The sequence below is a fragment of the Staphylococcus argensis genome, assembly GCF_002902305.1.
Taxonomy (GTDB): Bacteria; Bacillota; Bacilli; order Staphylococcales; family Staphylococcaceae; genus Staphylococcus; species Staphylococcus argensis.
Genome location: NZ_PPPX01000001.1, coordinates 846,342 through 859,453, shown reverse-complemented (window position 1 = coordinate 859,453; position 13,112 = coordinate 846,342). Strand labels below are relative to the sequence as shown.

Below are 13,112 nucleotides of genomic sequence, written 5' to 3'. Positions count from 1 at the left end.
CTTATCGTATCTCCTTTATCAATGAATGATGATTGAGCGCACTGAGTTGTTCAGAGTTCGCGCCCACACCTTTAAATGTAAATTCATCTACACGTATATCACCATTATATAATATAACCTCATCTTCTGCATGGACTGTCTCATCTACTTCTACAAACATATGGCTCATCATCAAAGCACGAATAGGGAAACGACGGCCGTGAATCAGCACATCATGCTGTGCACGAGACTTAAGGACACCATCGCCATAACCGATATCAACGACTGCTAATCTCGTATGAGGCTTTGTGACTTCGAAAGCAAAGCTATAGCCGCAGTAATCTCCTTGATGCACGTCTCGAATTTGAATGACATTCGCTTTGAGCGTTAGTGCTTGCGTGATTTCGCTCGGATCAAGTGAGCTGTAAGGTCGTGAACCGTATAGAGCGATACCTATACGTGCATGAGTATGGTGGGGGAGTAAGCCCTCTTCGCGATAGTAACTCGCACTATTTTGCGCGTGAATCAGGTTAAAATGATAACCCTCTGAAAGCAGTGTATCGACAATCTTTAACCAAGCTTGTCTTTCAATTTGATATTCTGACACATCGAATTCGTCGGCATAACCAAAGTGTGTCCATAATCCTTCAACAATGACGCGCTGATCTTCATCTTCTTGCTCAATCGCACTTAATACTTCATGAATCTCAGCAAGTGTTCTAAAGCCAGAACGATGTAGCAAGTTCTCAAATTCAATATGAACTTTAATACCTTGCAGTTGTTCTTTATGACGATAATAATAATCCAAAGAAGGTAAAGTCATTTGAATGTCGTACTGGCGTACCGTGTCGAACTCATAGCTCGGATTCATGAGAAAGATTGTTGCTTCTGGCGCTAGCTTACGTACACGAACCGCTTCCTTTAAAGAAGTCGTACTAAACGTATCTATGCCAGCTTTTAGAAAGGAGTCAACAGCGAATTCTAATCCATAGTGATACGCATTATTCTTCACGACAGCCATCACATTGTTATTACCTTTAACATGTTGTGCATTATCTATAAACGTCTGACGATCTACTGACCAAATCGCTGTCATTGTGCAAGCACCTCTTCGTAGTTCATTAAGATTTGTTCATAATAATCTGCCACACGAATGAGCATACTTTCATTAAAGTTTAAATGAGAGGTATGTAATCCAGTGACATAACCTTTACTTTCGTCTCGTGTTCCTACAAACACGAAATAACTTGGCGCAAGTTGACTATAGAAACTGAAATCTTCCCCAAAGAGATATGGCGTTGGTTTATCGATGATACCTAAACCAGCTTCGGTTATACCTTTGTCGACGAACTTTCTGAGTTCAGGTGCATTATAAGTAGGGGGGTAACCTTCTTCAAATTTCACTTCACAGTCTACATTGAAAAGTGCTTTCACACTTTCAGCAATGCGTTCCATTTGATTTTTAACAATAGCTAGATCTTGCATATCATATGTACGAATTGTACCTTCTAAATAACCGTGACTAGGCACTGTATTAATCGCTTCACCTGCTTCAAAGTGTCCCATATGTACGATATTACGTTTCAAGCCATTGAGATGAAACTGCTGAATTTGACCGACTTGTGTCAGTACGTGCTGTAAGGCTTCACCGCATGAACGACCTTGCTCTTTATCCGCGACGTGACTAGATAGGCCATTTAAGAAAAAGCGATATTCTGTCGCACTAGCAGTGATTTCCTCATCACGCAAAGCAACATGACCTTCATCGACGAAAGGCATGACATGGATACCGAAGACCGCTTCAATATCATAAGTTTCGAACGCACCCGCTTTGATTAAACGGTTCGCGCCACCACCTGTTTCTTCAGCTGGTTGGAAAATAAAGACAACATTTTGCGGCAATCGACCTTCGTCACTGAGTCGTTTACATCTTTGGACAAACAGCATAAGTGCCGTTGTATGTCCATCATGACCACACGCGTGCATCACGTTGTCTTCTTGACTTCGATAGTCTACATCATTCTCTTCAAAGATAGGTAACGCATCGATATCTGCTCGATAAGCAATCGTATGATCACCATTACCTTCTAGATAGGCAATAGCGCCTGTATCGAGAGGGCGCTCATAATCAATGCCTAAATCTTCAAGAAACTTCACGATATATTCTGTCGTTTGAAATTCATGTAAGCTTAACTCTGGATGCGCATGTAAATGCCGTCGGTGTTGCGTAACAAATTCTAATTCACTCATAACAATCCCATCCTTAGTTTAAAATATGTATAAGGGATAACTGAGTTCGAACCTCACCTAAGCTATAGTCAAGATCCTTGCTATAACTGGCTAAAGCTAGAACGATTCTGAAGTTATCCCTTAAGAAGAATATGGTGTAGCTCGGTAAGAAATGAACGAATATCTTCTAAGTATGTGTAAGCGTTTCTTAAAAAATAATCATTTTATCTAAAGATCAATTCAAACTTTCATACCGAGAATAACCTTAATTATCTAAATTTCTTAATGCAGAAACAATTTCACGTTTAGAATCATCAACATCTGATGTCTGTTTGATAACTTTCGCTGGCGTACCGGCTACAACTGCACCCGCTGGCACATCTTGAGTCACAATCGCACCTGCAGCAACGATCGCACCTTCGCCAACTGTGACACCTTCCAAGATAACTGCGTTTGCACCGATAAGAACGTTGTCTTCAATCACAACAGGGGACGCACTTGGAGGCTCAATGACACCTGCAAGCACTGCGCCTGCACCGACGTGTACATTCTTACCTGTCGTCGCACGACCACCTAACGCAGCATTCATATCGATCATCGTACCTTCGCCAACGACCGCGCCGATATTAATTGTAGCGCCCATCATTACTACTGCACCGTCTTCAATAATGGCTTGCTCACGAATAAATGCGCCAGGCTCAATACGTGCATTAGTATTCGTTAAGTCTTTGAGAGGAATAGCTGAGTTACGACGATCCATCTCAATTTCTAATTCTTCAATCGAAGATGCGTTAGCTTCGTAGAATTGTTTCCAATCTGCGGCTTCACAGAAGATGACTTTCGAATCATCTGAACCGAAGACTTTAAATTGTTCTGGGAAAGTGACATCACTAAAGTTCCCATTCGCATACACCTTTAAAGGTGTTGATTTCTTTGCATCACTAATGTATTGAATAATTTCTTCTGCTGATAAATGTTGTACCATCCATCTCTCTCCTTTGTTTATAAATTATCAAATGTATAGAAACCATTCTCTTTAGTTACTAACTTCGTCGCTGCATTTAATGCGCCATTTGCAAAAATATCTTTAGATTGAGCGCGATGAGTAAGTTCTATCGTTTCATCTTGACCTGCAAATAAGACATCATGCTGACCGACGATAGTGCCTCCACGAATCGCGTGAATGCCCACCTCATTCGGTTGACGTTTCTCATCATTTTCATGTCGATCATAAACAGGTTCTAAATCCTGTCGTAATTCATCAATGACGTCATAAAGTTTAACGAGCGTTCCACTTGGCGCATCCACTTTTTTATTATGATGTGCTTCAGTGAGTTCGATATCGAAATCTTGAAGTAATGGCACTGCTGTTTCTAATAATTTAGTCAGCACATGGATGCCATAACTCATGTTTGCACTAAAGAAGACGGGCATCTGTTTACCAAGCGCTTGAAGTTTATCGATAATCTCGTCCTTTTTACCAGTAGTGGCAACGACTAAAGGAAGGTTGAAATCTTCGTCTAGTAGAGGCAATAATAGCTCAGGATTTGAAAAATCGATAGCTACCTCCGCTTCTTTAGCCTCACTGATATGTTCAAAGGTCGGGTAGGGATACGACTTCGACGCATCCCTTACGATCGTACCGACAATCTCATGACCATTCTCTTCTGCTAAGCGTGCCACACGTTCGTTCATTGCACCGTAGCCGATTAAGAGAATCTTCATTATAAATCACCTGCTTTGTAACTTTGGTAAGCATCTTCTAATCCTTTGCGTTCAGCTTCAGGAAGTGGCACGAGCGGTAAACGTAATTCATATTTACCGAACCCTTCGACAGCAGTTAAAGCTTTAATTGGTATTGGATTGACATCAATGCTCGTCGCATCTAACAAGCGACCAATTGGTTGAAATGCTTCTTCAATATTTTCCCCATTTTGTTTAGCGTCGTATAAACTTTGGAAGTCTCGTGGAATAACATTGGCGATAACTGAAATAACGCCGTGACCACCACGATTGTAGAATTCAACTACGTTATCATCATTACCACTAAGTAATGCGAATTGATCTGTGTTTACACGTTGTTTCACTTCTTCAAAGTACTCGAAGTCGTTCGTAGCATCTTTCAATGCGACGATATATTCATTTTTACTCAACGTTTCAACCGTTTCTGGCTCAATCGTCATATTCGTACGTGAAGGCACGTTATATAGTACTACTGGAATTTGAGCTTCATTCGCAATCGTAGTGAAGTGCTCAACTAAGCCACGTTGATTCGTTTTATTATAGTAAGGTGTGATCAACATTACGCCATCTGCACCTAACTCTTTCGCACGTTTCGATGCTGCTACTGATTTCGCTGTATTATTCGTACCTGTACCTGCAATAACCGGAACCTCGCCATTAACGAGTCCAACGACCGTTTCTAATACTTGTTCTTTCTCTTCATCCGTTAACGTAGGGCTCTCAGCAGTCGTTCCGTTAACAACAATTGCTTTCGCGTTATTCTCTAGTAAGTATGTCACGTGTTCACGTAACGCACCATAATCTACTTCGTTATTGGTAAAAGGGGTTGTTAAAGCAACACCCACGCCTTCAAAAATATGTGTCATGATATATAACTCCTTTCAAGTTATTAATATTGTGGCAATTCGGTTATTTCTTCAGTTGCATGACTTGTTCTAAGATCTGAACTGCATTAAGCGCAGCGCCTTTCAATAAGTTATCAGAAGTACACCATACATGGAATGTATTGTCTAAAGTATCGTCGCGACGAATACGTCCGACAAAGATCTCATCTTTACCTGTAGAATGAATAGCGAGTGGATATTCATCCTGTTCTGGGTTGTCAATGAGTACCACACGGTCATCTTCATCAAATAGTTGTTGAATGCTTTCTACTGATGCTGTATCCTTTAACGTCACACTCATGTGAACACTATGGCTATCTTGTACTGGAACACGCACACAAGTGGCTGTCACTTTTAAAGTCTCATCATTCAAGATTTTGCGTGTTTCGTCGATCATCTTCTGTTCTTCTTTCGTGTAGCCATCTTCAAGGAACACATCAATGTGTGGTAAGACGTTGTTATAAATCGGGTGAGGGTAGGCCTCAGGCGCTTTGCCATTCGCACCTTCTGTTAAATCCCTTTTACCTTTCACACCTGAACCTGAAACAGCTTGATATGTTGTATAAGCCACACGTTCAAGTCCGAAACGTTCTTGTAAGAGTCTTAAAGGCACGACAGATTGAATTGTCGAACAGTTCGGGTTAGCGATAATCCCTCTAGTAAAATGAGGTTGATTCACTTCAGGAACGACTAAGTCCACATCTTCTGTCATACGCCACTGACTTGAGTTGTCAATGACGATAGCGCCTGCTTCTTCGAAAAGGGGAGCGAAATGCTCACTCGTACCTCCACCCGCGCTCATTAAGACATAATCGAAATGTTCTTTCGCTCGTTCTTCAGTGAGCTCTTGAACGATATATGTTTGTCCTTGGAAATTAATTTCCTGACCTGCTGAGCGAGCAGAGGAGAACAATACGAGTTCATCATATGGAATGGCTTTGCGATCTAACGTTTCTAACATCTTTGTACCCACAAGTCCTGTGGCACCAACTACTGCTAATCTTGTCATCTATATACACTCCTCTGGATTGATTTAAATATCAAATGCTTCGTAAAGGACGGAAACGGCTTTATCACCATTCTCCTCATCAATCACACTTGAAATACTAATTTCTGATGTTGTCGTTTGGTAAAATGGAATATCGTTCTCGATTAACGTAATAAACGCTCGAGATGCAACACCTGACATGTCTCGCATGCCTGAACCAATAAGTGAAATCTTCACGTAAGAATCATTAATCTTGTAATCTAACGCTTTAAACTCATTCGATAAATGTTCAAGTATACCGTTGATTTGTCCTAAGTCAGTATCTTTGATGGTGAATGACATTTGAAGTCCTTCGATATTAATAATTTGTGAAATCATATCGACGTTGACTGAACCTTCTTCTAATTGATCAAAGAGGGTAGTCAATAGACGATTATCTGGTAGGGGATGACTAATCGTTACATGCATCATGTTACGATCTAATGCAACCCCGGTTACTGCTTTCTTCTCTAACAACTCTGTTCTAGACATGATCCAAGTTCCTTTCACATTTGATAAGGTTCTGCCAAGATAAATTGGAATATTGTAATTTTTGGCAATTTCAACACTTCTCGTTTCTAACACACCCGCGCCTAATGCACTCATCTCCATCATTTCTTCAAAGGAGACATATTCTAGTCGTTTCGCATCTTTATAGATACGCGGATCCGTCGCGTAAACGCCATCTACATCGGTGTAAATTTCACAAGGAATCTGGTTACTTGCTGCTAGTGCAACAGCTGTCGTATCCGAACCTCCACGTCCTAACGTAGTAATTTCATCATGTTCATTAATTCCTTGGAAGCCAGCAACGACGAGTACATCATTGGTTTCAAATGCTTGATCAAACGTTTGTGGGTTGATTTCTGCAATTTTACTCTTAAGATGATGTCCTACAGTTTTGATGCCTGCTTGATAGCCCGTCATCGCTTTAGCGTGTACTCCGATATCATTGAGTACCATTGAAAGGTATGATACCGTCTGTTGTTCACCCGTTGTGAGCAGTAGGGCAAGTTCTTGTTCTTTAGGTTTTGTAGTAAGCGTCGAGACATTTTTCATTAACTCATCCGTCGTCTTGCCCATTGCGCTGACTACTACAATGAGTTGTTCTCCTGCTTCTACGCGGCTTTTCAACATATCGGCAATATTTCTAATTTTGTGAAAATCACTGACAGATGAGCCCCCAAACTTTAAAACACTTCGTTTCAATTTCAATATCCTCCTCAATTAGGGGAGAATCACAGTAATAAAAAAAGAACAAGTTCGGAATGCGAGCTTGTCCTCAATCTATCTACAAGTGATGCACTCCATTATCTAACAATAATGACAGACTCTTTGCTATTAACAAGAAAGTCCAATGATTTCCCTCTGCTAAGAGAAATCACTTCGGCATCGCACCCTTTCAATGTTAGCTACTAGCAGGTAGGGAATAGTGTTCCTTTTCAGATAATTATTAACAAAAAAGAAATCAAAGGCCGTCTAACATTTACTGATGATTGATGCTCCTCATCTTTGAATTATTAGCTTTTCAATATGTTTTTTATTATACATAGATGCTCATAGCCTGTAAACCTCAAATGTAACTTTTAATCAAAAAAATCTGAAAAATAATGTACGATAAATATGTAATTGCTACATAAGTGTAAAAATAAAAGATATGCGAGTGAGAAAATTAGGGAAATAAAAAAGAATTATGATTGAAAGGAGTGGTATATTGGTCAGTTATTGATGAAATGATGTAAGTTGAGCGATGGTTAATTATATCGTTAGCGATGAAACGTTGGATCATCCTAGCATAGTTGTAAAATCAATAGAAATAGGGAAAATAGCTTATGAGGGTATAAAATATAATGCAAGAATTGCTTCAATTAAAAAATGGCGGTTCATTAAGGATAAAAGAAAATCATCATAAAAATAAATGATAAGTTAATGTTCAATGTCGACTCAAGACGCTTGATGGAACCTAACAACAACGAAAATCCATTCTTTGAGCACTTTGTACGCAAAGAATGAGTTGAGTGTGGTTCCATTAGCAAGCGAGAGTCATAACATTGAAAAAAGTAGATAATATTAATTTTTTAAGGATGATTAACTTTGAGGTTTAATGACACCAATTTCTTCAAGATATTCACTATAAGGGATTTCTTTAGAAACTGCGCCAGGTTGATTAATATCAATGACACGATTCGCAATCGTATTGATAAATTCAAAGTCATGTGAAGTGAAGATGATAGAGCCTTTAAAGTTCTTCAAGCCTTCGTTCACAGACGTAATACTTTCAAGGTCTAAGTGGTTCGTTGGTTCATCCATGAGAAGTACGTTCGCTTCAGATAACATCATCTTACTCAACATACAACGTACTTTCTCACCACCAGATAAGACGCTAGCTTTCTTCTTAACTTCTTCACCGCTGAAGAGCATACGACCAAAGAAACCACGTAAGAATGTTTCAGTTTGTTCATCTTCAGGTGCATATTGACGTAACCAATCAACAAGATTCATGTCTACGCCTTCGAAATAAGCGGAATTATCTTTAGGGAAGTAACTACGTGAAGTAGTTACACCCCATTTGACTGAGCCTTCGTCAGGCTCCATTTCTCCTGCAAGAATCTTAAGCAACGCTGTCTTAGCGATTTCGCTATCGCCAATGAGCACAGCTTTATCATTTGGGTTCATAGTGAAGGAGATATCATCAAGCACTTTTTCGCCGTCAATTGTTTTAGACACATTATTGACGAATAATAAATCATTACCGATTTCACGTTCAGGTGTAAATCTGACGAATGGGTAACGTCTTGAGGACGGTTGAATATCTTCAAGTTCAATTTTTTCCAATTGTTTCTTACGACTTGTCGCTTGTTTAGATTTTGATGCGTTTGCTGAGAAACGTGCGATAAAGTCTTGTAATTCTTTGATTTTTTCTTCTTTTTTCTTGTTTTGTTCTTGCGCCATCTTCATCGCAAGTTGGCTGGATTGATACCAGAAATCATAGTTGCCGACGTAGAGCTTAATTTTACCGTAATCTAAATCTGCAATATGCGTACATACGTTATTGAGGAAGTGTCTATCGTGTGAAACGACAATCACAGTATTCTCGAAATTGATTAAGAAATCTTCAAGCCAGTTAATCGCTGGGATATCGAGACCATTGGTAGGCTCGTCGAGAAGTAAGACGTCAGGATCGCCGAATAAACTTTGAGCTAAGAGGACTTTCACTTTCTGATTGTTCTCTAACTCAGACATTGTCTTGTCGTGCAATTCAGCAGGAATCCCGAGACCTGATAGGAGAGAACCTGCATCCGCTTCAGCGTTCCAACCGTTCATCTCTGCAAATTCGCCTTCAAGTTCTGCCGCACGAATTCCGTCTTCGTCACTGAAGTCAGGTTTCATATAAATTTCGTCTTTCTCTTTCATTACATTGAACAGTCTCTCGTGACCTTGAATAACTACATCAAGTACGCGTTGATCTTCGTATGCAAAGTGATCTTGTTTCAATATCGCTAAACGCTCATCTTTACCCATAGAAACGTGGCCTGTTTGAGCGTCAATTTCACCAGATAATATTTTTAAAAATGTAGATTTACCGGCACCGTTCGCACCGATTAAACCATAGCAGTTCCCATCAGTAAATTTGATATTTACATCTTCAAACAACTTACGGTCCCCAAAACGCAAACTTACATCTGAAACTTGTAACATGTCATAACTCCTTTACGTTATTATACCGGACAAATTATAACATATAATAAGAGCGCATTCGATAGTCATGATGAGAATCGTGATAGGGTTTAATGCTAGGAGTATCAATGCGTGTTATAATGGTTAAGATTATATGTGCAAAGGAGATAATTATGGCACACAATGAACAAGATATTGCAGGAACAATCGATTTCCTAGAAGTGGTAGATACATCAAGTTCTACCTATATATTACGTGGACCAAACAATGAAATCGTTAAGTTGAATCCTTCTGAAATTAGTGAAGAAGATGAGTTAGAAGTAGGGGAGGAATATAGTTTCTTCATATATCCGAACCGCTCTGGCGATTTATTCGCTACGCAAAACATGCCTGATATTACGAAAGACAAATACGATTTCGTTAAGGTGTTAAAAGCCGATCGTGATGGTGCACACGTGGATGTAGGCTTACCACGTGAAGTATTGATTCCTTGGGAAGACCTACCTAAACTTAAATCTTTATGGCCAGCACAAGGCGATTACGTTCTTGTCACTTTACGTATCGATAGCCAACGCCAAATGTTCGCGCGTCTCGCTTCAGAAACGATCGTTGAACGTATGTATACGCCGATTCATGATGACCGTTATCATAACCAAGAAATTCAAGCGCGCCCGTACCGTTTACTTCGCGTTGGAACATTTTTACTCTCAACTGAAGGGCATAAGATCTTTGTGCATCAATCTGAACGTAAAGAAGAACCGCGTTTAGGCGAGTTAATGAATGTCCGCATCATTGGCTACAATGAGAAAGGGGAGCTCAATGGTTCGTTCTTACCCCTCGCGCATGAACGTCTAGACGATGATGGTCAAGTCATCTTTGATTTACTCGTCGAATATGACGGTAAATTGCCTTTCTGGGATAAATCTAGCCCTGAAGCCATTAAAGAAGTCTTTAACATGAGTAAAGGTGCCTTTAAACGTGCAATTGGTCACTTATATAAAAGGAAAATCATCAATATCGAGACTGGACAAATTAGTTTAACGAAAAAAGGTTGGAGCATAGCTAAGGATAATGAAAGTTTATAGCACTTTGAAACCAATCCTTTAATATATGATAGAAAGATAGCGACAAACAATTAAATAGGATAGATGTCATAAAAGCTTGAGTTCGAAATAGCGTAGCGCTCACATTCGAATTCAAGCTTTTTTATTGTGGAGAAAGTAATCCGGCACATCTGAGACGAAAATCTATTCTTGATAACGCTATGATCTCGTGAATGAGTTGAGTTAGGCTCTTCAGCAAGGAAGAATTGCCAACTTAAAACGACAAATACTTCGCGAAAAACCTCAATCATTCCTATCTGACAATATTCCTTCTAGACCATTCCTACTTCAATCAACTTCATCAACCCACACTTTTACAGCTTTTTAAATGAACTTAACTTAATCTTTACACTGCAACTATTTTAACTTAATAAACAACCTCTAATATAAACAGTGAAATAACTTAAACATTACATATCACTGAGGAGGATGTTGGAATGAAGAAATGGCAATTCGTTGGTACATCGATTATCGGCGCGTCGTTATTACTTGGCGCTTGTGGGGGAGGAAATGCCAATTCTGGCAACGATAGTTCAAACAAAGTAAAGGGCGATGGCTCTTCAACTGTCGGCCCAATCATTGAGAAGTTAAATGAGAAATTCTCTAAAGATCATTCAGATGTCACAGTATCTTCAGGTACTGCCGGCACAGGTGGCGGTTTTGAAAAATTCATCGCTGGAAACACAGATTTCTCAAACGCATCAAGACCTATTAAAGATGAAGAAAAGAAAAAACTTCAAGATAAAAATATTAAATATCATGAGTACAAAGTTGCGCAAGACGGTGTAACTATCACGGTCAATAAAGATAATGATTTCGTTGATACGTTAACGAAAGATCAACTTAAAGATATTTATTCTGGTAAAGACAAGACTTGGAAAGACGTGAACTCTAAATGGCCAGATAAGAAAATCAAAGCTTTCTCACCTGATCAATCTCACGGCACTTACGACTTCTTTACAGAAGAAGTGATGAACGACGGCGACATTAAAGCAGATAAAAATGCTGATACTAACGTCATCGTTAAGTCCGTTCAAGATAACAAAGAAGGTATCGGTTACTTTGGCTACAATTTCTACGAACAAAATAAAGATAAATTAAAAGAAGTCAAAATCAAAGATAATGACGGCAAAGTAACGAAACCGACTAAGAAGACAATTCAAAATGATTCCTACGCCTTAAGTCGACCACTCTTTATCTATACTAATGATAAGAAACTCGAAAGCAATAAAGGCTTCCAGAAATTCATGAAATTCGTCATGGATGACAAAGGTAAATCTGCAGAAAAAGCTGGTTTCGTCGCACTACCAGACAAAGATTATAAACAGCAAAAGAACGAAATCAAAGATTTTATCAAAAAACACGATAAAAAAGACGACGATAAAGACAGCAAAGATAAAGAGGATAAATAAGATCATTTCTAAGTAAAAGATAAAGATTGGGGAGACCGAGTAGAAAGTGAAGCACGAGAAATTATCTTTCTACGCTTCCCAATCTTTTTACATAATTGGGAGCTACAGAAGAAAGAAGGGATGCTATTGACTACACCACAAATTAATGTCAGCAAGATGATTGAAGATAAACAATCGAAATCGAAAGTAACGAGCGATAAGGTTGTTCCCAAAGTACTTGCACTCATCGCGCTGATTTCAATTCTAACTACATTAGGCATATTAGTGACATTACTCACAGAGACGATTACATTCTTTACACGCATACCACTGACTGAATTTCTATTCACAGCGGAGTGGTCGCCATTCACTTCGTCACCGAAATACGGAATTTGGGCACTCATTATGGGCACACTGAAGATCACAGTCATTGCTACAATCGTAGCTGTACCTATTGGCTTAGGTTCAGCAATATATCTCAGTGAATATGCCTCAAAGACTGCACGTAAGATTATTAAACCTACATTGGAGTTATTGTCAGGGATTCCGACGATTGTCTTTGGTTTCTTCGCCTTAACTTTCGTCACACCTTTACTCAGATCTATCTTTCCTGATATCAACAGTTTCAATTCAATTAGTCCTGGAATTGTTGTAGGCATCATGATTATTCCGCTCATCTCGAGTATGAGTGAAGACGCGATGTCTTCGGTACCTAACAAAGTACGTGAGGGTGCGTTAGGAATGGGCGCAACTAAATTTGAAGTTGCGCGCAAAGTTATCGTTCCCGCTGCAACGTCAGGAATCATGGCCTCGATCGTGTTAGCGATCTCAAGAGCATTAGGCGAGACGATGATTGTTTCACTAGCAGCCGGCAGTACACCAAGCTCGTCATTCGATTTAACCAATTCAATTCAAACGATGACTGGTTACATCGTCCAAGTTGCGACAGGTGACGCGACTTTCGGTTCTACAGCTTACTACAGCATTTACGCGGTAGGATTCACACTCTTCATCTTCACTATTATCATGAACTTGATTTCGCAGTGGATTACACACCGCTTCAGAGAGGAGTATTAAT

At 39.5% G+C, this 13,112-nt stretch carries 11 protein-coding genes and 1 riboswitch; of the genes, 3 read left to right on the top strand and 8 right to left on the bottom strand.

What is annotated here, in order from left to right; genetic code table 11:
* Window position 1 precedes the first annotated feature (1 nt).
* The 8 genes from CD039_RS04140 to CD039_RS04105 all read right to left on the bottom strand — a co-directional run bounded on the left by CD039_RS04140 (window position 2) and on the right by CD039_RS04105 (window position 9,561).
* Window positions 2-1,075, bottom strand: coding sequence for an alanine racemase (locus tag CD039_RS04140; protein WP_103371243.1), 1,074 nt, complete (start codon window positions 1,073-1,075; stop codon window positions 2-4).
* Entirely contained in the window at window positions 1,072-2,229 is a 1,158-nt protein-coding gene (locus CD039_RS04135) for a M20 metallopeptidase family protein (protein WP_103371242.1), read from the bottom strand. The genes CD039_RS04140 and CD039_RS04135 overlap by 4 nt, the downstream gene beginning before the upstream one ends.
* A gap of 244 nt (window positions 2,230-2,473) precedes the next feature.
* Window positions 2,474-3,193 (bottom strand): 2,3,4,5-tetrahydropyridine-2,6-dicarboxylate N-acetyltransferase, encoded by a 720-nt coding sequence (gene dapD / locus CD039_RS04130; protein WP_103371241.1) that lies wholly within the window; start codon window positions 3,191-3,193, stop codon window positions 2,474-2,476.
* A 17-nt stretch (window positions 3,194-3,210) separates the two neighbouring features.
* Window positions 3,211-3,933 carry a 4-hydroxy-tetrahydrodipicolinate reductase gene (gene dapB, locus CD039_RS04125; protein ID WP_103371240.1) on the bottom strand — a complete coding sequence of 241 codons (723 nt, stop codon included), beginning with the start codon at window positions 3,931-3,933 and terminating at the stop codon, window positions 3,211-3,213.
* The gene (dapA, locus tag CD039_RS04120) at window positions 3,933-4,817 is read right to left on the bottom strand and encodes a 4-hydroxy-tetrahydrodipicolinate synthase (RefSeq protein WP_103371239.1); all 885 of its coding nucleotides are present in this window, start codon (window positions 4,815-4,817) and stop codon (window positions 3,933-3,935) included. Before dapA ends, dapB begins: the two co-directional genes overlap by 1 nt.
* Before the next feature lie 43 nt (window positions 4,818-4,860).
* Window positions 4,861-5,844: an aspartate-semialdehyde dehydrogenase gene (locus tag CD039_RS04115; protein WP_103371238.1), complete on the bottom strand. Its 984-nt coding sequence runs from the start codon at window positions 5,842-5,844 to the stop codon at window positions 4,861-4,863.
* Between the two features lie 24 nt (window positions 5,845-5,868).
* Window positions 5,869-7,071, bottom strand: a complete 1,203-nt coding sequence (locus tag CD039_RS04110) for an aspartate kinase (RefSeq protein WP_103371237.1) — start codon at window positions 7,069-7,071, stop codon at window positions 5,869-5,871.
* An 83-nt stretch (window positions 7,072-7,154) separates the two neighbouring features.
* A riboswitch (Lysine riboswitch) is annotated at window positions 7,155-7,380 on the bottom strand.
* A 570-nt stretch (window positions 7,381-7,950) separates the two neighbouring features.
* Window positions 7,951-9,561: an ABC-F family ATP-binding cassette domain-containing protein gene (locus tag CD039_RS04105; protein WP_103371236.1), complete on the bottom strand. Its 1,611-nt coding sequence runs from the start codon at window positions 9,559-9,561 to the stop codon at window positions 7,951-7,953.
* A gap of 152 nt (window positions 9,562-9,713) precedes the next feature.
* Between CD039_RS04105 and CD039_RS04100 the strand changes: the two genes are divergently transcribed.
* From CD039_RS04100 to pstC, 3 genes are all read left to right on the top strand, one after another.
* The gene (locus tag CD039_RS04100; RefSeq protein ID WP_103371235.1) at window positions 9,714-10,625 is read left to right on the top strand and encodes a CvfB family protein; all 912 of its coding nucleotides are present in this window, start codon (window positions 9,714-9,716) and stop codon (window positions 10,623-10,625) included.
* Between the two features lie 455 nt (window positions 10,626-11,080).
* Window positions 11,081-12,055: a PstS family phosphate ABC transporter substrate-binding protein gene (locus tag CD039_RS04095; RefSeq protein WP_002472029.1), complete on the top strand. Its 975-nt coding sequence runs from the start codon at window positions 11,081-11,083 to the stop codon at window positions 12,053-12,055.
* A gap of 156 nt (window positions 12,056-12,211) precedes the next feature.
* Complete coding sequence (gene pstC, locus CD039_RS04090; RefSeq protein ID WP_103371595.1) at window positions 12,212-13,111, top strand: phosphate ABC transporter permease subunit PstC; 900 nt, start codon at window positions 12,212-12,214, stop codon at window positions 13,109-13,111.
* The last annotated feature ends 1 nt before the right edge of the window (window position 13,112 follow it).